Origin of the sequence: Nocardioides luteus (assembly GCF_014648595.1) — a bacterium.
GTDB lineage: Bacteria > Actinomycetota > Actinomycetes > Propionibacteriales > Nocardioidaceae > Nocardioides > Nocardioides luteus.
In genome coordinates this window covers 170,286-189,226 of record NZ_BMRK01000003.1, presented here as the reverse complement: position 1 = coordinate 189,226, position 18,941 = coordinate 170,286, and the positions used below count along the sequence as shown (strand labels likewise).

The 18,941-nt window shown below is 70.7% G+C and carries 19 protein-coding genes; 10 read left to right on the top strand and 9 right to left on the bottom strand.

All coding sequences use genetic code 11. From position 1 onward, the window contains the following. Positions 1 to 84: 84 nt before the first annotated feature. Complete coding sequence (gene disA / locus IEY81_RS05360) at positions 85 to 1,167, bottom strand: DNA integrity scanning diadenylate cyclase DisA (protein WP_189117429.1); 1,083 nt, start codon at positions 1,165 to 1,167, stop codon at positions 85 to 87. 88 nt (positions 1,168 to 1,255) lie between these two features. Next, entirely contained in the window at positions 1,256 to 2,641 is a 1,386-nt protein-coding gene (radA, locus tag IEY81_RS05355) for a DNA repair protein RadA (protein WP_189117428.1), read from the bottom strand. A 292-nt stretch (positions 2,642 to 2,933) separates the two neighbouring features. On the opposite strand from radA, the gene IEY81_RS05350 reads away from it, so the two are divergent. Together IEY81_RS05350 and IEY81_RS05345 are read left to right on the top strand one after the other, a co-directional pair. After that, positions 2,934 to 3,971: a LacI family DNA-binding transcriptional regulator gene (locus tag IEY81_RS05350; RefSeq protein WP_189117427.1), complete on the top strand. Its 1,038-nt coding sequence runs from the start codon at positions 2,934 to 2,936 to the stop codon at positions 3,969 to 3,971. Between the two features lie 28 nt (positions 3,972 to 3,999). Beyond that, positions 4,000 to 5,163, top strand: a complete 1,164-nt coding sequence (locus IEY81_RS05345; protein ID WP_189117426.1) for an NAD(P)/FAD-dependent oxidoreductase — start codon at positions 4,000 to 4,002, stop codon at positions 5,161 to 5,163. Between the two features lie 31 nt (positions 5,164 to 5,194). Here the strand turns inward: IEY81_RS05345 and IEY81_RS05340 are convergent, their stop codons facing one another. Then, positions 5,195 to 5,956: a D-Ala-D-Ala carboxypeptidase family metallohydrolase gene (locus IEY81_RS05340; protein ID WP_189117425.1), complete on the bottom strand. Its 762-nt coding sequence runs from the start codon at positions 5,954 to 5,956 to the stop codon at positions 5,195 to 5,197. A 101-nt stretch (positions 5,957 to 6,057) separates the two neighbouring features. Then, positions 6,058 to 6,786 (bottom strand): SDR family oxidoreductase, encoded by a 729-nt coding sequence (locus IEY81_RS05335; protein WP_189117424.1) that lies wholly within the window; start codon positions 6,784 to 6,786, stop codon positions 6,058 to 6,060. Positions 6,787 to 6,886: 100 nt separating this feature from the next. Between IEY81_RS05335 and IEY81_RS05330 the strand changes: the two genes are divergently transcribed. Continuing rightward, a complete protein-coding gene (locus IEY81_RS05330) occupies positions 6,887 to 7,726 on the top strand; it encodes a LysR family transcriptional regulator (protein WP_189117423.1) in 840 nt (279 codons plus the stop codon). A 6-nt stretch (positions 7,727 to 7,732) separates the two neighbouring features. Here IEY81_RS05330 and IEY81_RS05325 read toward each other — a convergent pair whose 3' ends face one another. The 3 genes from IEY81_RS05325 to IEY81_RS05315 form a co-directional block, all read right to left on the bottom strand. After that, entirely contained in the window at positions 7,733 to 8,446 is a 714-nt protein-coding gene (locus IEY81_RS05325; RefSeq protein ID WP_189117422.1) for a class I SAM-dependent methyltransferase, read from the bottom strand. Positions 8,447 to 8,528: 82 nt separating this feature from the next. After that, the gene (locus IEY81_RS05320; protein ID WP_189117421.1) at positions 8,529 to 9,185 is read right to left on the bottom strand and encodes a VOC family protein; all 657 of its coding nucleotides are present in this window, start codon (positions 9,183 to 9,185) and stop codon (positions 8,529 to 8,531) included. A gap of 46 nt (positions 9,186 to 9,231) precedes the next feature. Next, positions 9,232 to 10,008 (bottom strand): DUF3109 family protein, encoded by a 777-nt coding sequence (locus IEY81_RS05315; protein ID WP_189117420.1) that lies wholly within the window; start codon positions 10,006 to 10,008, stop codon positions 9,232 to 9,234. A gap of 397 nt (positions 10,009 to 10,405) precedes the next feature. Between IEY81_RS05315 and IEY81_RS05310 the strand changes: the two genes are divergently transcribed. After that, positions 10,406 to 11,692: an MFS transporter gene (locus tag IEY81_RS05310; RefSeq protein ID WP_189117419.1), complete on the top strand. Its 1,287-nt coding sequence runs from the start codon at positions 10,406 to 10,408 to the stop codon at positions 11,690 to 11,692. Positions 11,693 to 11,768: 76 nt separating this feature from the next. On the opposite strand, the gene IEY81_RS05305 is transcribed toward IEY81_RS05310, so the two are convergent. Beyond that, positions 11,769 to 12,359, bottom strand: a complete 591-nt coding sequence (locus IEY81_RS05305) for a uracil-DNA glycosylase family protein (RefSeq protein ID WP_189117418.1) — start codon at positions 12,357 to 12,359, stop codon at positions 11,769 to 11,771. Positions 12,360 to 12,461: 102 nt separating this feature from the next. On the opposite strand from IEY81_RS05305, the gene IEY81_RS05300 reads away from it, so the two are divergent. Next, positions 12,462 to 13,403, top strand: a complete 942-nt coding sequence (locus tag IEY81_RS05300) for a Ppx/GppA family phosphatase (RefSeq protein ID WP_189117417.1) — start codon at positions 12,462 to 12,464, stop codon at positions 13,401 to 13,403. Positions 13,404 to 13,411: 8 nt separating this feature from the next. Further along, positions 13,412 to 14,182: a sugar phosphate isomerase/epimerase family protein gene (locus IEY81_RS05295; protein ID WP_189117416.1), complete on the top strand. Its 771-nt coding sequence runs from the start codon at positions 13,412 to 13,414 to the stop codon at positions 14,180 to 14,182. A gap of 28 nt (positions 14,183 to 14,210) precedes the next feature. Here IEY81_RS05295 and IEY81_RS05290 read toward each other — a convergent pair whose 3' ends face one another. Next, on the bottom strand, positions 14,211 to 15,416 hold the full coding sequence (locus tag IEY81_RS05290; protein WP_189117415.1) for an MFS transporter: 1,206 nt from the start codon (positions 15,414 to 15,416) through the stop codon (positions 14,211 to 14,213). Positions 15,417 to 15,490: 74 nt separating this feature from the next. On the opposite strand from IEY81_RS05290, the gene IEY81_RS05285 reads away from it, so the two are divergent. From IEY81_RS05285 to IEY81_RS05270, 4 genes are all read left to right on the top strand, one after another. Beyond that, a complete protein-coding gene (locus IEY81_RS05285; RefSeq protein WP_189117414.1) occupies positions 15,491 to 16,705 on the top strand; it encodes a heparan-alpha-glucosaminide N-acetyltransferase domain-containing protein in 1,215 nt (404 codons plus the stop codon). Between the two features lie 9 nt (positions 16,706 to 16,714). Next, the gene (locus tag IEY81_RS05280; RefSeq protein ID WP_189117413.1) at positions 16,715 to 17,311 is read left to right on the top strand and encodes a TetR/AcrR family transcriptional regulator; all 597 of its coding nucleotides are present in this window, start codon (positions 16,715 to 16,717) and stop codon (positions 17,309 to 17,311) included. Between the two features lie 63 nt (positions 17,312 to 17,374). Next, positions 17,375 to 18,070 carry a heme ABC exporter ATP-binding protein CcmA gene (gene ccmA / locus IEY81_RS05275; RefSeq protein WP_306341450.1) on the top strand — a complete coding sequence of 232 codons (696 nt, stop codon included), beginning with the start codon at positions 17,375 to 17,377 and terminating at the stop codon, positions 18,068 to 18,070. Next, positions 18,067 to 18,804, top strand: coding sequence for an ABC transporter permease (locus tag IEY81_RS05270; RefSeq protein ID WP_189117411.1), 738 nt, complete (start codon positions 18,067 to 18,069; stop codon positions 18,802 to 18,804). Before ccmA ends, IEY81_RS05270 begins: the two co-directional genes overlap by 4 nt. Positions 18,805 to 18,941 lie beyond the last annotated feature (137 nt).

The following is an 18,941-nucleotide window of genomic DNA, read 5'->3' as shown; positions in this document are numbered from 1 at the left end:
GTGACGCCTCGACCGACGTAGGTGACGCCTCGACCGTCGGCGCCGACGCCTCGGCCGGTCTAGCCGACGCCTCGGCAGGGGAGGTCAGACGTAGCGCTCGAGGATGGTGGACTCGGCGAGGCGGGAGAGGCCCTCGCGTACGGAGCGAGCGCGGAGCTCGCCGACGCCCTCGACGGCCTGGAGGTCGTCGACGCTGGCGGAGAGGAGCTTCTGCAGGGTGCCGAAGTGGTCGACGAGGCGGTCGACCACGGCAGGTGGCAGGCGCGGAACCTTCGCGAGGAGTCGGTAGCCGCGCGGGGCGACGGCGCCGTCGAGCGCGTCGGAGGTGGTCAGGCCGAGGACCCGGGCGGTGGCCGCCGGGTCGACGAGCTCGGCGGAGTTGAGCGCCTCGAGCTCGGCGAGCAGCTCCTCGGGGCTGCGGGAGCGCCGGCCGCGGGGGAGGTAGTCGCGGATGACCATCTCGCGCTCGGCGTCGACGCCGGTGATGAGCTCTTCGAGCTGGAGGGAGAGCAGCCGACCGTCGGTGCCGAGCTCGAGCACGTAGTCCTCGATCTCGCGGGCGATCCGGGTGACCATCTCGAGCCGCTGGGCCACGACGGCCACGTCGCGCACGGTCACCAGGTCCTCGATCTCGAGCGCCGAGAGCGTGGAGGCGACCTCGTCGAGGCGCAGCTTGTAGCGCTCCAGGGTCGCCAGCGCCTGGTTGGCCCGGGAGAGGATCTGGCCGGAGTCCTCGAGGACGTGGCGGGTCTCCCCGACGTACGCAGCGATGATCTGCATCGACTGGGACACCGAGATCACCGGGTGACCGGTCTGCTTCGCGACCCGGTCGGCGGTGCGGTGGCGGGTGCCGGTCTCGGTCGAGGGGATGGTGTGGTCGGGCATCAGGTGGACCGCGGCCTGCACGATGCGGCTCAGCGAGTCGTCGACGATGATCGCGCCGTCCATCTTGGCGAGCTCGCGCAGGCCGGTGGAGGTGAACGGGACGTCGAGGGTGAAGCCTCCGGTGGAGATGCCGTCGACCATCTTGTCGTAGCCGAGGACGATCAGCGCGCCGGTGCGGCCACGGAGGATGCGCTCGAGCCCGTCACGCAGCGGCGTCCCGGGCGCGATCAGAGCAAGCGTCTCGCGCAGTCGGATGGAGTCCGCGGTGCGGTCGGCGGGCACGAGAGTCCTTTCGGAGTGGGATGGAGCGATTCTAGCGGTGCATCCAACCGTAATGCCGAGAACGATCGGCCACGAGTCCCCACGATGATCACGCCAAGCGGAGGAATTCCAGGGCGGAGCCGATGCTGTGGACCTCAAAGACACGCATACCGTCGACATTGCGTTCCCTGGGACGCTCGGGGATCGGCGCCGCCGGATCGGCCGGGACGACCGCGACGGTGAACCCGAGCCGGGCCGCCTCGGCGAGGCGCTGGTCGAGGTCGCGCACCCGGCGCAGCTCACCGGCGAGGCCGATCTCGCCGAGAGCGACGACGCCACGCGGGGTCGGGTTGCCGGTCTGGCTGGAGGCGACCGAGAGCGCGAGCGCCAGGTCGGCGGCCGGGTCGCTGATCCGCGCCCCGCCGACGGTCGAGGCGAAGACGTCTCGACCGGACAGCACCACCCGCGCGTGCCGTTGCAGCACGGCGAGGACCATCGCCAGGCGGGAGCCGTCCAGTCCCGAGGTCGTACGTTTCGCCCGCTCCTCCGCACCCAGCACGGTCAGCGCCTGGATCTCGGCGAGCAGCGGCCGGCGGCCCTCCATGGTGACCGTGACGCAGGTGCCCGGGACGGAGACGTGATGGGTCTCCACGAAGAGTCCCGAGGGGTCGGTGACCGCGACGATGCCCTCGGAGGAGAGATCGAAGCAGCCCACCTCGTCGACGGGCCCGAATCGGTTCTTCATCGCGCGCACCATCCGGAAGCGCGAGTCGCGCGCGCCCTCGAAGTGGAGCACCACGTCGACCAGGTGCTCCAGCACCCGGGGACCGGCGATCGCGCCGTCCTTGGTCACGTGGCCGACCACGACGGTGGTGATGTTGCGGGTCTTCGCCACCCGGATCAGGGCCGCGGCCACCTCGCGCACCTGAGTCACCCCGCCCGGCACGCCCTCGATGCCGGAGGCGCCGATGGTCTGCACCGAGTCGACCACGATCAGGTCGGGGCGGGTCTCCTCGATGTGGGTCAGCACGGCGCCGAGATCGGTCTCGGCGGCGAGGTAGAGCTCGTCCTGGATCGCGTTGGTGCGGTCGGCCCGCAACCGCACCTGGGAGGCGGACTCCTCGCCGGTGACGTAGAGCGCCCGACGGCCGTAGCGGGCGGTCTGCGCGGCGACCTCGAGCAGCAGCGTCGACTTCCCGACGCCGGGCTCGCCGGCCAGCAGTATCGCCGCGCCCGGCACCAGTCCGCCGCCGAGCACCCGGTCGAGCTCCGGCACCCCGGACGTACGCCGCTCCGACTCGGTCACCGACACCTTGCCGATCGGCACCGCCGCGGTGGAGACCGGGGCTGCCGCCGTACGTCCGACCGGGGCTGCGGTCTCCGCGACCGACCCCCAGGCCTGACACTCACCGCACCTGCCGACCCACTTGCCGGTCTCCCAGCCGCACTCGGAGCAGCGGTAGGTGGCGCGTTTGGACGATCGAGCGGTAGCCATGCCCAGCAACCTAGAGCAAGGCACCGACATTCGAGCCTGCGTGCCCGCGAGGAACGAGCGGGTACGCAACGCGAGAAGGTCGAGCGAGCGCAGCCGGGTGAGCGAAGCGAACCCGCGAAGCGGGTCAAGACCTACACATTGCGCGACCGCCACATCTGCGCGAGGTCTCTCAAGTGACCCCGCCCACAGTCACCTGATCGAGATCTGCCCGAAAGCATCGCACCGGGTCAGCCTTCGTTACCATGTCTTGGAACGATCCAGAGTTTCACATCGTCAACAAGGGAGGCAGAGCGTGGCGGTGCCGCGTTCCGGCGGTCATATCTCGGCCGCTCCGCCGACCCTCGCGGATGTCGCGGAGCTGGCCGGCGTCTCCCGACAGACCGTCTCCAACGCGGTCAACAACCCCGATCTGCTGCGCGCGGACACCCTCGCCCGGGTGCAGGAGGCGATCGACAAGCTCGGCTACCAGCCCAACCGCGCCGCCCGCAGCCTGCGCACCCGTGCCAGCCACCTGATCGGCCTGCGGATGCCTGCCCTGCAGGAGGGCACCGCCAACGCGATGATGGACCGGTTCGTGCACAGCTTCGTCGAGGCCGCCGCCGAGACCGGCTATCACGTGCTCCTCTTCTACGGCGACCCCGCCGACCCGCTCGACGGCTATGACGAGCTGCTCCGGTCGACCGCGGTCGACGCCTTCGTGGTGACCGACACCCATCTCGGTGGCCAGCAGACGACCTGGCTCCAGTCGCGCCGGGCACGCTTCGTCTCCTTCGGCCGTCCGTGGACCCAGCCGGACGCCAAGCACCCCTGGGTCGACGTCGACCTCGCCTACGGTGCCGAGATCGCCACCGAGCACCTGATCGAGCGCGGCCACACCAAGATCGCCTGGATCGGCTGGCACAAGGACTCTCTCCTCGGCGAGGAGCGGCGCAGCGGCTGGTTCCACGCGATGCACGCCCACGGCCTCTCCACCACCGGTCTCGCCTCGCGCACCGAGGACTCGATCAGCTCCGGCAAGGCCGCCGCCGACGCGATCCTCGACGAGACCCAGCCCACCGCGCTCGTCTGCGCCTCCGACACCCTCGCGATGGGTGTCCTCCACTCGCTCTTCGAGCGACGCCTGCGCCTCGGCGAGGACGTCGCCGTGGTCGGCTTCGACGACTCCCAGGTCGCCCAGACCGTCCCGCCCGGCATCACCTCCGTACGTCCGCCGCTCGAGGAGGCCGCGCGCGAGCTGGTCAAGGCGCTCGAGGAGCTCCTCGCCACCCCCTCCTACGCGGCCCCCGGTGTGATGCTGAAGCCGGCGCTGACGGTGCGAGGGTCTTCATAGTTCTGCGGTTCCGCGCGACGATGGCCTCATGGGAACCGAGCAGATCGTCATCATCGGTGCTGGTCTCGCGGCAGTCAGCGCCATCGAAGCACTTCGCGACGAGGGGTACGCGGGCCGCCTGACCCTGGTGGGGAAGGAGCCGGAGCTTCCGTATGAGCGACCACAGCTGTCCAAGGACTTCCTCTCCGGGGCCAAGGAGTTCAAGCTCTCCCACGACCAGGCGTGGTTCGAGGAGAAGGACGTCACCGTCCTGACCGGGACCACCGCGACCGCTCTCGACCTCGACGGTGCGAAGGTCGCCCTCAGCAGCGGTGACGAGCTCCCGTTCGACCAGGTCCTCCTCGCCACCGGCGCCGAGCCGAAGCGGCCGCCCATCCCCGGCGTGGAGACGGCGATGACGCTGCGCACCGTCGAGGACGCTCGCCGGCTCAAGGAGGCGGTCGAGCCCGGCACGCGGGTCGTGATGATCGGCGGTGGCTGGATCGGGCTCGAGGTCGCCGCCTCGGTGACCGCGCTCGGTGGCGAGGCGGTCGTCCTGGAGGCGGCTGCCCAGCCCCTTCTCAACGTCCTCGGGCCGGCCCTCGCCGAGTACGTCGCCACCCTGCACGCCCGCAACGGCGTCGAGATCCACACCGAGGCGACGGTGGAGGCGATCGAGCCGGGAGTCGTGCGCACCAGCACCGGCGAGATCTCCGCCGACGTCGTGCTCGTCGCCGTCGGGGCCGCGCCGACCACCGGGCTGGCCGAGGACGCGGGCCTCGAGGTCGATGGCGGCATCGTGGTCGACGAGCGGCTGCGTAGCTCGGATCCACGGGTCTTCGCTGCCGGCGACGTCGCGCTGGCGAAGCACACCGTGCTCGGCCCGCTCCGCGTCGAGCACTGGGACAACGCGATCCGGCAGGGCCGGCTGGCGGCGAGGTCGATGCTCGGCAAGGACGGCGCCTACGACTGGCAGCCCTACTTCTTCACCGACCAGTTCGAGTTCTCGATGGAGTACGTCGGCCACTCCTCGCCCGACGACGAGGTGGTGCTCCGTGGGGCGACCGCGAGCGACGAGTTCATCGCCTACTGGCGACGTGGTGCGACCGTCACCGCCGGGATGAACGTCGGGATCTGGGACGTGAACGACAGGCTCCGTGAGCTGGTCGGGACGGAGATCGAACCCGACCAGCTCACGGACCTGTCCGGCTAAGTCAGCGCCGGGTCAGCGCCGGGTCAACGGCTCAGAAGCACTGCGAGGCGCTGTGGTAGATGCTCGACTGGATGCCGAGGTGGATGTGGTCGCTGTGGTCGGGGTAGCCCGGCCCGAGCACCTGCGGGAACGACTGGCGCGACGCACGCCCGATGCCGCACATGGTCGACGCGCTGCTGCCGGGGACGACATCCATCGCCCGGCCGTAGAGATGGTTGCTGTTGGTGGCTCCGCCGACCCGGTCGTTGCAGGACTTCGAACGGTAGGCCGAGGTCACCCGCAGCGGGACGTCACCGAGCCGGTGGCGGATCGCCTCGGCCCGCCACATCGCCTGCAGCAGGTTGGCCTTGACCTGGGCGATCGTGCCGGAGATCGGTGCCGGCCAGCCGCCGAAGCAGACGTCGTCGACCTCGCTCCAGTCGAAGTGGATCGGAGTGCAGTCGTCGTCCTGCAGCGCGTAGATCTTGTTGAACGTGGCCGCGCCGGCCACTCCGTCGGCCGAGAGCCCGTAGGCGGACTGGAAGTTGCGGACCGCGGTCGTGGTCGCCGGGCCGTAGGACCCGTCGATCGCGAAGACGCTGCCGGAGGCCGCCCACCCGGCGACGCGGATCTGCAGCTGGGTGACGGCGTTGCCCGTCGACCCCTGCTGCAGGGTGCCGCTCCAGGTGTAGCAGCCGTCGGCGTGCGCCGGGGCGGCTGTGGAGGTGATGGCGACGAAGCTGGTCGCCAGCGTGACGAGGAGTGTGCCGACTACGGTGCCTAGCCGGCGTCCGGGACGTGTGAAGAGGCGCATCTGTGGGGGCTCCTGTTCGTTTCCGAGAGGTCCGAGAGGACCCGAGTCTCCCTAGAGTGGCGTCATTTAACGTCCCGTACATGGATTTCGCGCGAATGTAATCACCAGGGGATCGGGCCGGCGTCCTCGAAGTAGCCGCCGGTCGGGCCGTCGTCGGGCAGGGTCGCGAGGGTGATCGCGATCCGCGCGCCCTCCTCGGGAGTGCGTACGCCGCGGAAGCCGTTCAGGTCCGTGGCGACGAAGCCCGGGCAGCCGAGGTTGATCAGGATGTCGGTGTCCCGCAACTCCTTGGCGTACTGGATCGTGACGGCGTTGAGGTAGGTCTTCGACGGGCTGTACGCGACCGAGAGCGGCCCCACGGCCAGCGGGTCGTCCGTCGCCGTCTGGCGGGCGAGGGAGCCGACGCTGCTGGACATGTTGACGATCCGCGGTGACGACGACCGTCGCAGCAGCGGGAGCATCGCGTTGATGGTCCGGACGACCCCGAAGACGTTGACCTCGACGGCCTCGCGCATGGTCTCGACCGAGACCTCGGTCGGGTTCTGCGGCAGGCCGCCGGTGACGCCCGCGTTGTTGACCAGCACGTCCAGCCCGCCCTGCTCCTCGAGCAGGCGGGCCGCGGCGGTGACGCTGGCATCGTCGGTCACGTCCAGCGGCACCCCGAAGGCGTCCACGCCGTCGGCCCGCAGCTTCTCCACCGCCTCCTCGCGGCGGGCGTCGTCGCGGGCTCCGACCCCCACCTTCCAGCCGCGCGCACCCAGGCCCGCGGCGATCTCGTAACCGATTCCCTTGTTGGCGCCGGTGACCAGCGCAATCGTCTTTTCGCTCATGTCGTCCAGCGTGGTCCGGCGCCGCGGAACACTCCAATATCACCTCGGTGACCGTCGATACCGGCCAGGTATCCTTGCTGGTCGCAGTAGGGTTGTCGGCATGGAGACCCGGGAGCTTCGCTACTTCGTCGCGGTCGCCGAGGAGCTGCACTTCAGCCGGGCGGCGCAACGCCTCGGCATCGCGCAGCCCCCGCTCTCGCGCGCGATCAGCCAGCTGGAGCGCCGCCTCGGTGGCCCGCTCCTCGAGCGCAACAGCCGCGGCGTCGCGCTGACCGAGGCGGGGCGGGTGCTCCTCGCCGAGGCTCGCGCCGCCATCGACGCGGTCGACGCGGCCGAGCGCCGCACCCGGCGGGCGACTGGCGACGGCTCCGAGCCGGGTCTGGTCCTGGTCTCCAAGGCCGGCGCGGCGAGCGAGCTCCTCACGAAGCTGCTCGACGCCTATGCCGCGGAGCCCGGAGCGGTGAAGGTCGAGGTCGACCTGTGCGGCATCGGGGAGCAGGGACCGCGGCTGAGGGACGGCCGGGCCGACGTGGCGCTGCTGCACCGGCCCTTCGACGTCATCGACGGCCTCGACACCGAGGAGCTCCTCACCGAGGGTCAGGTCGCGGTGCTGCCCTCCAGCCACCCGTTCGCGACCCGGAGCGAGCTGCGGATGGCCGACCTCGAGGACGTGCCCGGCCTTCCGCCGATGAGCTGGCCGGGAGCCCGCGCGCAGGCCGGCGCGGGTCCGGAGATCCGTGACTCGACACAGCTCTACCAGCTGGTCGGGCTCGGCCGAGCCTTCACGATCCTGCCGGAGTCGGCGCGCGCCGAGCAGCACCACGGCGTCGCGACCGTCCCAGTCGTGGACGCGCCCGAGGTCACCACGGTCATCGCCTGGCCGCCCCACAGCCGCTCGCTCGCCCTCGCAGCGCTGGTCCGCGCCGCGACCCGGCTCTGACCTGGGTCAGAAGCGCTTCCACCAGAGGTTGACCGCGTAGTCGACGTACGTCCCCTCGTGCTCGGCGAGGATCGCCTGTGCGGTCGTCGGGTCGAACTCGATGCGTACGACCGCCTCCAGGTCCGCGCGCGAGGCGAACGACCAGTCCATGTCGACGGGTACACGGGTCCAGCCGTGCATCGACCAGAACCGCTCCTGCTCCTCGGGCGGCGGGACGTTCGGGTAGCCGCGGCGGAACCACGCGCCGAAGGTCGAGCGGGAGCCGTCGTTGTCGATCACCATCGCGGTGCCGCCGCGGCGCATCACCCGGTCGAGCTCGGCGAGCCCGGGCTCGGAGCCCGGGCCGAAGAAGTAGGCCCAGCGGGCGTGCATCACGTCGACCGACGCCGGCGCGAGCGGCAGCCGCTGGGCGATGCCGTTGTGGACGGTGACGTTCTCGAGCCGCTTCGTACGCCTCCGGGCCAGCGTCACCAGGTCGGGATGGGGCTCGATGCCGGTGACGGTGCGGGACGTCTCGGCGAACCTCGGCAGGTAGAAACCCGTGCCGCAGCCCAGGTCGAGCACGTCCCGCCCGGGCCACGGAGCGAGCTCCGTCATCGCCGCCCAGAGGCGGCCGTGCGGGTCGAGAGCACGGTTCTCGACCTCGTAGGTCGAGGTGTGGTGCCAGATGTTGGGGCTCGGGATCGCGCCTGTCGCGCCGGGGAGGTCTTCGCGGCTCATGTGTTCTCAGTGGACTGGGTCTCGACAGGCTCGACCACCGGAGGAGGACAGGGTCTCGACAGGCTCGACCACCGGAGGAGCGTCAGATGCGGACCTCGCCGCGCGGCGTGACGAACTTGGCCGCGAGCAGACCCGGGGTGCCGTGCTCGGCGACCCAGTCGATGTGGACGTTCTCGGCGGGCTTGCCGGTCCAGGGGTCGACGCGCTCCTTGAGCTCGTCGCCGAGGTAGTCCTTGACCCGCTCGGGATCGCCGGAGATCTCCAGGTCGGTCAGGGTGATGTCGGAGCCGGCGTTGCCGGGGTGGAGGTCGGGGGTCTCCCACTTGATGAAGTAGGGCAGCTGCGGGTCGGCGATCAGGCCGTTGATGCCGATCTGCTGCCAGTGGAGCTCGCGGCCGTCGGGGAGGTGTCGGTTGCCGGGGACCGCCTTGCGACCGAGCCGCTCCTCGACGGGGGTCATGTCGTCGACACCGATCACGAAGCCGATCCAGCCGCCGCCGAGAGCGGAGCGGGCCTTGACGGCCTGCCCGAACGGCGCCTTGTCGCTGGCCGGGTGCTCGAGTGCCTCGACGACTTCGAGGTAGAGGCCACCGCGCATCGGGAGGATGAAGTTGCGAGTGCCGAAGCGGGGGTGCACCCCGCCGTCGACGAACTCCTGGCCGAGCAGCTCACCGAGCTGCTTGGCGGTCTGTACCAAGCCATCGGGTCCTGCAGCGTACGAAACATGGTCCAGGCGCATGTAACGATTCTGAACTCTCGCTGAGAGAGAGACGAATCCAGGGTCGCTATCTCTTGATGTCGAGATAGCGGCTGGCGGGGTGGAGAGCCAGTGCGGAGTGCGATCGGATGTGCGCCTCGCAGTGGCGGACCAGCTCGGCGTACGCCGCCTCGCCCATCAGCTCGGTGAGCTCGGCCGCGTTGTTGATGTAGACCGGTTCGACGGCGACATGGGCCTCGGTGTTGCCCGAGCAGTACCAGTCGAGGTCGTGGCCGCCCGGCCCCCAGCCCCGCCGGTCGTACTCGGTGATCGTCACCTCGGTGTAGGTGGTCCCGTCGGTGAGCTCGACGTCCCGGAACGTGCGCCGGATCGGCAGCTGCCAGCACACGTCCGGCTTGGTCTCGAAGTGCTCCCGGCCCTCGGCCATCGCCAGGATGTGCAGCGCACAGCCCGACCCGGCGGCGAAGCCCGGTCGGTTGGCGAGCACGCACGACTCCTGGCCGCCGAACTCCGTCACCCGGGTCTTTCGCTCGCCGTCCTCGTCGAGCTCCACCCAGTCGTCCGTCTCCACCGCGCGACCTGGGTGCTGCTCCCACAGGTCGGGGGTCAGCCTCTTCACGAACTCCGCGGTGCGCGCCTCGTCCTCCTCGTCGGCGAAGTGCGCACCCAGGGTGCAGCACCCCACGTCCGGCGAGCTCTTGAACATCCCCGGGCAGCCGTTGCCGAAGATGCAGGTGTAGGCCGACGTCAACCAGGTCAGGTCGCAGCGCATCCGCTCGTCAGCGTCGTCAGGGTTCACGAACTCCACCCACGCGCGCGGGAAATCCAGGGGTACCTCAGGCACCTCGACAGCCTACGTCGTGGGTCTGCGTCCGGTGGTCGGTCTGTCTCGCGGTGGGGTCTCGACAAGCTCGACCTCCGGTGTCTGGGGCGCGCCCGGGGGTCGGGTCGGTGGTCGAGCTTGTCGAGATCTGCCGCCTCCGGTGGTCGAGCTTGTCGAGACCTACTGCTCCCGGTGGTCGAGCTTGTCGAGACCTGTGGACCCGGGGTCGGCCTGTCCCGAAGGGGGTCTCGACAAGCTCGACCAGCGGAGGGGCGACGATTCCGAGGCGCACCCAGGAGCGGCGTATCCTGTACGTACGGAGCGACCGCTCCGTGTTCATTGTGTGTATCACCTCGCGCCGGCCCGCCGGCGGACCAAGGCGGCACAGAGCCGCGGTTCGCAGCGGGAGGTTCAAGAGATGTCGGAGCAGCGCGAGCAGAGTCTGGTGCGCGCGGTCGGTGGGACGTACTTCCCGCTCGCGCTCGTCGCGCGGATGCCGTACGCGATGATGGTTGTCGGCGTGCTGACGCTGGTCGTCTCGGGGCGTGGGTCGCTGGCGCTGGGCGGTCTGAACTCCGCGCTCGTCGGGATCGGCGCCGCCACGTGCGGACCGCTCCTCGGCGCCGCGGTCGACCGGTTCGGGCAGCGCAGGGTGCTGCTGGTCATCAGCGTCGCGAGCAGCGCGACGCTGGCGGCGATGGCCTGGGTGGTCTACAGCCCGCTGCCGGACGTCGCCGTGCTCGCGGTGGCGTTCCTGGTCGGTGCGACCGCCCCGCAGATCGCGCCGATGTCGCGGTCGCGGCTGGTCGCGATCATCTCCTCGTGCATCGCACCGGGCCGCCGCGTGCGTGTCCTCAACTCGACGATGGCCTACGAGTCGGCCGCCGACGAGATCGTCTTCATCGTCGGCCCGGTCGTCGCGGGCGTGCTCGCGGTGACGATCGACCCGTGGGCACCCGTCGTCGCCGCTGCCGCGCTCACCCTGGTCTTCGTGGCCGCCTTCGCGCTGCACCCGAGCGCCACGACCGCGCAGGCCTCCGCCGGTCGTACGCCGGCGGCCGGCTCCGCGCGCGAGCTCCTCCGACCGGGCGTCGTCGTGATCGTCGTCGGCATCCTCGGCGTCGGCCTCTTCTTCGGCTCGATGCTCACCTCGCTGACCGCGTTCATGGCCGACCACGGCCGCCCCGAGCAGGCCGGCCTGGTCTACGCCGCGATGGGCGTCGGCTCCGCGTCGCTGGCGCTCGGCGTCGCCCTCTTCCCGACCGGCTTCACCGCGACCGCCCGCTGGCTCGTCTTCGGCGGCCTGATGCTGGCCGGCGCCCTCGCCCTGCCCGGCGTCTCCTCGGTCACCGGGATGGTGGTCGCGCTGCTCGTGATCGGTCTCGGCATCGGACCGACGCTGGTCACTCAGTACGGCCTCGGCGCCCGCCGCAGCCCGGTCGGCCGCTCCGCCACCGTGATGACCATGCTCGGCTCCGGCGTGATCCTCGGCCAGTCCCTCGCGTCCGCGCTCACCGGCGACATCGCCGAGCGCTGGGGCACCCAGGCTGCCCTGCTCATGCCGGCCGCTGCCGCGCTCGTGGTCGTGGTCGCCGGAGCGGTCAACGCCCGGATCGGTGAGCCGCCTGCTCCTGCCGCCAGCCCGGTTGGTTCGACCCGCTCGGAGGTCGAGTCCGAGCGCGCTGCTGATCCTGCCGCCCGCTGAGGGGTCGTGCTCGGGACCGGGGCCGGCGGATGCTCTCCCCGCCGCCTATGACAGAGGGTCCGACCTTGTGAATTCTTCACAAACCGGCGGGTCCGGCGATCGCCTCCTCGACCCGGAGCCGCAGCTCGGGAAGCACGTCGGTGGCGAACCAGGGGTTGCGGGCCTGCCAGCGAAAGTTCAGCGATGAGGGGTGGACGAGCGGGAACCGATCCGGCAGATAGTCGCGGAAGCTGCGTACCCGTTCGGTCAGCGACTCCTTCCCGCCCAGGTAGTGCCGCTGGGCGTAGGCGCCGACGATCAGGGTCAGGCGGATGCGTGGCATCAGCTCGATCAGTCGAGGGTGCCAGCTCGGCGCGAAGTCCGCACGTGGCGGCAGATCGCCGGTCGACGCTTTGCCCGGGTAGTAGAAGTCCATGGGCAGGATCGCGAACGCCGTGGGATCGCGGAAGGTCGCCTCGTCGACGCCGAGCCACTCGATGAGGCGCTGCCCGCTCGTGTCGTTGAAGGCGATGCCGCTCTGCTGAGCCTTGATACCCGGGGCCTGGCCGATGATCAGGCACCGAGCATCCGGATGGGCCACATAGATCGGGTCGAACCCGGCCGCGGCGGCCCACGCGTTGCTCGGGTCGGCCACGATCTCTCGGCGGATGCGGTCGAGCTCCTCCATGAGGTCATCCTCGCGCTTCTCATGGGCCCATGACGAGAGGAACCTGCCGGAGCCGCGGCCAGGGGTTCAGTGCGTACCACGGCGTGCTACTAAAGTCGACGTATGCGTCTGGGCGTACTCGACATCGGATCGAACACGGGACACCTGCTCGTGGTCGACGCCCACGGCGGGGCGGCCCCGCTGCCGGCGTTCTCGTTCAAGCAGCCGCTGCGGCTGGCCGAGCACCTCGACGACTCCGGCGACGTGACCGAGGCCGGGGTGGCGGCGCTGACCGAGTTCACCCGCGAGTCCGTGCAGGTCGCGGAGGAGAAGGGTGTCTCGGAGATGCTGGCGTTCGCGACGTCGGCGGTGCGCGATGCCGGCAACTCGCAGCAGGTGCTCGACCACGTGCACGCCGAGACCGGGGTCGAGATCGAGGTCCTGCCCGGAGACGACGAGGCGCGGCTGACGTTCTTGGCCGTGCGCCGCTGGTTCGGCTGGTCCGCGGGGCGTCTGGCCGTCTTCGACATCGGCGGAGGGTCGCTGGAGATCGCGGCCGGGCCCGACGAGCAGCCGCACGCGGCGTGGTCGCTGCCGCTGGGCGCCGGCCGGCTCGCCCGCAGCTACTTCGGCGACCGCCCGACCGAGGACGAGCTGCGGGAGCTGCGCCGGATGATCCGGGCGACCATCGCCGAGGACGCCGGTCGGATCCTGCGCGACGGTGCGCCGGAGATGGCGGTGGCGACCTCCAAGACCTTCCGCTCGCTGGCCCGGATCTGCGGTGCCGCGCCGAGCGGTGACGGGCTGCGCGTACGCCGCCAGCTGCCTCTGGCCGAGCTGACCAGCTGGATCCCCAAGCTGCTGGAGATGTCGCTCGAGGAGCTCGCCGAGCTGCCGGGCGTCAGCGCCTCGCGGGCCCACCAGATCGTGCCCGGCGCGCTGGTCGCCGAGGCGTGCCTCGACATCTTCGACCTGCCGGCCTTCGAGATCTGCCCGTGGGCTCTGCGTGAGGGGTTGATCCTCGACCGCCTCGACCATCTGGCCTTCATCGGCAGCGAGGCCTAGGACAACCGATGATCTCGCTGTCGACCTCCTCGACCTATCCCGAGTCGACCGCTCACGCCTTCTCCTACGCCGCCGAGGTCGGCTACGACGGGGTGGAGATCATGGTCGGCATCGACGCGCTCTCGCAGCAGACCCATGCGGTCAAGCAGCTCGCCGAGCACCACGAGCTGCCGATCGTCGCCATCCACGCGCCCACGCTGCTCTTCACCCAGCAGGTCTGGGGCTTCGAGCCCTGGGGCAAGCTCGAGCGGTCGGCCGAGATGGCCGCCGAGGTCGGGGCAGGGGTGGTCGTCGTACATCCGCCGTTCCGCTGGCAGCGGGAGTACGCCGCCGGGTTCGTGGAGGGGATCGCGACGCTCGAGCGGTCGACCGGGCTGCGGTTCGCGGTGGAGAACATGTACCCGTGGCGTGCGGCCCGGCGCTCGACGCCGATGTACCTGCCCCACTGGGACCCCTCGACCGAGGACTACGCCAACACCACCATCGACCTGTCCCACGCGGCGATCGCGGGGGACGACGTGGTCGAGATGGCGAAGCGGCTCGGACCGCGGCTGAGGCACATCCACCTCACCGACGGCACCGGCTCGGCCAAGGACGAGCACCTCGTCCCCGGCCGCGGCCACATGGGTGCCGACCGCTTCCTGCGCCACCTCGCCGCCTCGGGGTTCGAGGGCGAGATCGTCCTCGAGATCAACACCCGGCGCGCTCGGTCGCGCGCCGAGCGGGTCGATGACCTACGCGAGTCGCTCGAGTACGCGCGGAAGCACTTCCAGGCCTGACCCCTCGGTCGAGCGCGAAGCGAGAAGGTCAGTCCCGGGCGAGGAAGAAGGACCAGGTGAGGGAGGCCAGGGCGAGAGCGAGGACGGCCGTGGCGAGGCCGGTCCAGCCGATGACGTACGCATAGCCGAGCAGCCAGCCGAAGAGGCTGGAGCCGCCGTAGTAGAAGAGGTTGTAGAGGGCGCTGGCCTGGGCCTTGCCGACGCGGGCGCGGGCGCCGACCCACCCCGATGCGACGCCGTGGGCGCCGAAGAAGCCGGTGGTGAGGATCAGCAGCCCGGCCAGGATCATCACCAGATTGTCCGGGAGCGTCATCAGGACGCCGACGATCATGACGACCACGCAGGTCAGCATCACCTTCCGCCGACCGTGGGTAGCGGCCAGACGGCCTGCGACCGACGAGGAGACGGTGCCGCCGAGGTAGGCGAAGAAGATCTGGCTGGAGATCGCCACCGGGAGGCCGAAGGGCTCACCCTCGAGGCGATAGCCCAGGTAGTTGTATGTCGCCACGAACCCGCCCATCAGCAGCGCGGCCTGCCCGTAGAGCACGAGCATGCCCGGGTCGCGGAGGTTGGCGAGCACCCCCTGGCGTACGGACGTGGTCGGCTTGCCCGTCGGGCGGACCCAGCCCTGCGCGCGCGGGATGAGCGCGATGGCGATGATCACCGCGACCGCCGAGAGGATGCCGCCGGCGGCGACGCCCGTCCGCCAGCCGCCGAGGTCGGCGAACGGGCCGGTGACGACCCGGCCGAGGAGGCCGCCGACGGTCGTACCGGAGATGTAGATGGCCGCGGCGACGCTGACGTGGCGCGAGTGGATCTCCTCGGCGAGGTAGGCGACCGCGAGCGCGGGAACGCCGCCGAGCGCGAGCCCCTCGAGGCTGCGCAGGACCAGCAGCGTGGTGAAGCCGGGAGCGATCGGGGTGAGCAGTCCGAGGACCAGAGAGAACGACATCGCGATCTTCATCGCCGGGGCCCGGCCGATCCGGTCGGCGAGCCACGACCAGCCCAGCACGCTCACCGAGAGACCGAGGGTGGCCATCGAGACGGTGAGCGCGGCGGAGGCCTCGTTGACCTCGAGCGCGCGGCCGAGGGTCGGCAGGATGCCCTGGGTGGAGTACATCTGCCCGAACGTGCCGATCCCGGCGGCGAACAGGCCGATGAGGATCCGCCGGTAGCCACTGCTGCCGGCATCGTGCCCGACCCAGTCGCGGGTCGGGGAGGCGTCAACGGACATCCTTCTCACGGTAAAGCAGGTCGCCTGCACGGGTGAACCTCGCGGGTGCGTGAGATATCTCTACTCTTGGTTCGATGCCCACCTCGTCCGCCCTGTTCTCCGGTCGCCTCTCCGACCGGCTCTCGACGCGTCTGGTCGGCGTCGACGTGGCGCGGTGCCTCGCGCTGCTGGGGATGATGGCGACCCACGTCCTCGACCCGGTCGACGCGACGGGCGAGCTGACCAGGGTCCAGGCGCTGGCCGGCGGGCGGTCGGCGGCGCTCTTCGCGGTCCTGGCCGGGGTCAGTCTGGCGCTGATGACCGGCCGTCAGCAGCCGGTGCACGGGCAGGTGCTGAGGTCTCGGGCGCTCGGTCTGGCCGCGCGGGCGGTGCTGATCGCGGCGATCGGCCTCGTGCTCGGCTCGCTCACCACCAGCATCGCGATCATCCTGACCTACTACGGCGCGCTGTTCCTGATCGGCATCCCGTTCCTGGCGCTCCGGGCACGGTGGCTGTGGCTGCTCGGTGCGGTCTGGATCGTCGTCGGTCCGCTGCTGTCGCTGGTCGTCCGGCCGGTGCTGCCGGCGAGGCAGTACGGCAGCCCCGACCCCTCGCAGCTGCTGGAGCCGGGCCGGCTGCTCGCCGAGCTGCTCTTCACCGGCTACTACCCGGCCGTCCCGTGGCTGGCCTACCTGCTCATCGGGATGGCCATCGGCCGCATCGACCTGCGCAACCGGCTCGTCGTCGACATGATCTGGACCGGCGGCATCATCCTCTCGATCTCGGCCACTTGGATCTCGGGCAGGCTGACCCGGCTGCCGTCGGTGGCCGAGGTGCTGCTGCGTACCTATCCGGGGATGGACATCGAGGCGGCGCTGACCTCGATGAGCCAGGGGCTCTACGGGCAGACGCCGATCGACGGCGGCTGGCAGTGGCTGCTCGTCGTCGCCCCGCACTCCTCGACGCCGTTCGACCTGCTGCAGACCATCGGCAGCTCGATGTTCGTCATCGGCGCCTGCCAGATGATCGCGCTCCGCCTGCCGGACCGCGGGCGCACCGCGATGGCGGTGCTCTTCGGCGCCGGCACGATGACCCTCACCCTCTACTCGCTGCACGTGGTGATGCGGACCGAGGCCGTCTGGCCGCCGGAGACGCCCGACACGTACGTCGCGTACGTGCTGGTCGTGATGGCGATCGGGGCGCTCTTCGCCGCCGCGGGGCGTTCGGGGCCGCTGGAGTGGCTCGTCGGGCGGCCGTCGGCGTGGCTGCGGCGCAACGAGCCGCGACCCGAGCGACCGCCCGCGGGTTAGCGTGCTGCCATGAGCACGACGGCACCTCGGCGAGGACGTAGGCCCGGATCGCCGGACACCCGGGCGGCGATCCTCGCGGTGGCTCGGGAGCGCTTCGCGCAGCAGGGGTACGCCGCGACCTCCGTCCGCGGGATCGCGACCGCCGCCGGCGTCGACTCCGCGCTGGTGCACCACTACTTCGGCACCAAGGAGGACCTCTTCGTCGCCTCGCTGGAGCTGCGGATCGACCCACGGGTGATCGCGCCGACGATCACCGCCGGCGGGCGCGAGGAGGCGGGGGAGCGGCTGGTGAGGCTGCTGCTGAGCGTCTGGGACGACGAGGAGTCACGGCTCCCGCTGATGGGGCTGGTGCGCAGCGTCTTCGAGCCGGAGAGCAGGGCGCTGGTGCCGGAGGCGTTCGGTCGGCTGATCCTGGGGCCGGTCGGCGACGCGCTCGAGCTCGACGAGCCGGAGCGGCGGATGACGCTGGTCGCCTCCCAGCTCGTGGGGATCGTGGTGCTGCGCTACGTCGCGCAGATCGAGCCGCTCGCGTCGGCGCCTGCGGAGACGTTGGTGGCGACGTATGCGCCGGTGGTCCAGGGCTATCTGACCGGGCCTTTGCCGTGACCCTCTTGCGCGAAGACGCAGCCGCGTGCCACATTTCATCATGTGATGAATAACGTGGTGGAGGTGTCCGACCTCAGGGTCGTACGCGGCAAGCGCGAGGTCCTCCACGACCTCGACTTCTCCGTCCGAGCGGGCGAGGTGACCGGCCTGCTCGGACCGTCGGGGTGCGGCAAGACGACGCTGATGCGTGCGCTGGTCGGCGTACAGGCCAAGGTGACCGGCACCGTGACCGTGCACGGCGAGCCCGCCGGGTCCCCCTCGCTGCGCTCGCGGATCGGCTACGTGACCCAGGCCAGCAGCGTCTACGACGACCTGACAGTCACCGAGAACCTCCGCTTCTTCGCCAAGGTGCTCGGCGCGCCCGCGTCCTCGGTGACGTCGGCGATCGAGACGGTCGACCTGGTGTCCCATGCCGACCAGGTCGTACGCGACCTCTCCGGCGGTCAGCGCTCGCGGGTCTCGCTCGCGGCGGCGCTGCTCGGGTCGCCGTCCCTGCTGGTGCTCGACGAACCGACCGTCGGGCTCGACCCGGTGCTGCGCGAACAGCTGTGGGGGACGTTCCGTTCACTGGCCGAGGAGGGCGCGGCGGTGATCGTCTCGAGCCATGTGATGGACGAGGCCGACCGCTGTGACCGGCTGCTGCTGATGCGTGAGGGCGCGATCCTCGCCGACGGCAGTCCGGTCGAGATCAAGCAGAAGGCGGGCGCCGACGACATCGAGCACGCCTTCCTGACGCTGGTGAAGGAGGCCGCACGATGAGCCTGCGACGAACCCTGGCGGTCGCCGGGCGGGTGCTGGCCCAGATCCGCCGCGACCACCGCACCCTGGTGATGCTCGTGGTCCTGCCGACGCTGCTCATGACGCTGCTGTGGTGGATGTACGAGGAGTCGCCCGCCCCGATCTTCGACCAGATCGGTCCCGCCCTGCTGGCGATCTTCCCGTTCATCGTGATGTTCCTGGTCACCTCGGTGACCACGCTGCGCGAACGCTCCTCCGGCACGCTCGAACGACTGCTCGCGATGCCGCTCGGCAAGGGCGACTTCCTGCTCGGCTACGCCCTGGCCTTCGGGCTGTTGGCTGCCGTCCAGTCGGGCGTGGCCGTCGGGGTCAGCGTGGGTCTGCTGGGCCTGGAGATCGCTGGATCGGTCGCGCTGCTGGTCGTGGTCGCGATCGTCGACGCCGTGCTCGGCACCGCCCTCGGCCTCCTGGTCTCCGCCTTCGCCACCACCGAGTTCCAGGCCGTCCAGTTCATGCCCGCCATCGTCGTACCGCAGATCCTCCTCTGCGGCCTCCTCGTCCCGCGCGACTCCCTCCCCGGCGTCCTCGAAGCCATCTCCGACCTCCTTCCCCTCTCCTACGCCGTCGACGCGATGACCCACCTCGTCACCTCGTCGGACACGGGCGACGTCTGGACCGACCTCGCCGTCGTCGGCGGCTTCGTGGTCGCCGGTCTCGGTCTGGGTGCGGCGACCCTGCGGCGTCGTACCCCCTGACCGCCCGCGGTACCGAAGCTCGAGCTCGTCGAGACCTGACGGCCACCGGGAGACCTTGCGGAAGCCGGCGGTCGAGCCTGTCGAGATCCCACTAGGGGGAAGACCCGCCACCGACCCCTTCAGGGCACGCCGAGACG

Bases quoted from the DNA above. Each gene is read 5' to 3' on its own strand.
- IEY81_RS05285 (WP_189117414.1), top strand. From the start codon at position 15,491: ATGCCCACCTCGTCCGCCCTGTTCTCCGGTCGCCTCTCCGACCGGCTC.
- IEY81_RS05295 (WP_189117416.1), top strand. From the start codon at position 13,412: ATGATCTCGCTGTCGACCTCCTCGACCTATCCCGAGTCGACCGCTCAC.
- IEY81_RS05335 (WP_189117424.1), bottom strand. From the start codon at position 6,786: ATGAGCGAAAAGACGATTGCGCTGGTCACCGGCGCCAACAAGGGAATC.
- IEY81_RS05310 (WP_189117419.1), top strand. From the start codon at position 10,406: ATGTCGGAGCAGCGCGAGCAGAGTCTGGTGCGCGCGGTCGGTGGGACG.
- IEY81_RS05270 (WP_189117411.1), top strand. From the start codon at position 18,067: ATGAGCCTGCGACGAACCCTGGCGGTCGCCGGGCGGGTGCTGGCCCAG.
- IEY81_RS05340 (WP_189117425.1), bottom strand. From the start codon at position 5,956: ATGCGCCTCTTCACACGTCCCGGACGCCGGCTAGGCACCGTAGTCGGC.
- IEY81_RS05345 (WP_189117426.1), top strand. From the start codon at position 4,000: ATGGGAACCGAGCAGATCGTCATCATCGGTGCTGGTCTCGCGGCAGTC.
- radA (WP_189117428.1), bottom strand. From the start codon at position 2,641: ATGGCTACCGCTCGATCGTCCAAACGCGCCACCTACCGCTGCTCCGAG.
- IEY81_RS05330 (WP_189117423.1), top strand. From the start codon at position 6,887: ATGGAGACCCGGGAGCTTCGCTACTTCGTCGCGGTCGCCGAGGAGCTG.
- IEY81_RS05325 (WP_189117422.1), bottom strand. From the start codon at position 8,446: ATGAGCCGCGAAGACCTCCCCGGCGCGACAGGCGCGATCCCGAGCCCC.
- IEY81_RS05300 (WP_189117417.1), top strand. From the start codon at position 12,462: ATGCGTCTGGGCGTACTCGACATCGGATCGAACACGGGACACCTGCTC.
- IEY81_RS05290 (WP_189117415.1), bottom strand. From the start codon at position 15,416: ATGTCCGTTGACGCCTCCCCGACCCGCGACTGGGTCGGGCACGATGCC.
- IEY81_RS05320 (WP_189117421.1), bottom strand. From the start codon at position 9,185: ATGCGCCTGGACCATGTTTCGTACGCTGCAGGACCCGATGGCTTGGTA.
- IEY81_RS05280 (WP_189117413.1), top strand. From the start codon at position 16,715: ATGAGCACGACGGCACCTCGGCGAGGACGTAGGCCCGGATCGCCGGAC.
- IEY81_RS05305 (WP_189117418.1), bottom strand. From the start codon at position 12,359: ATGGAGGAGCTCGACCGCATCCGCCGAGAGATCGTGGCCGACCCGAGC.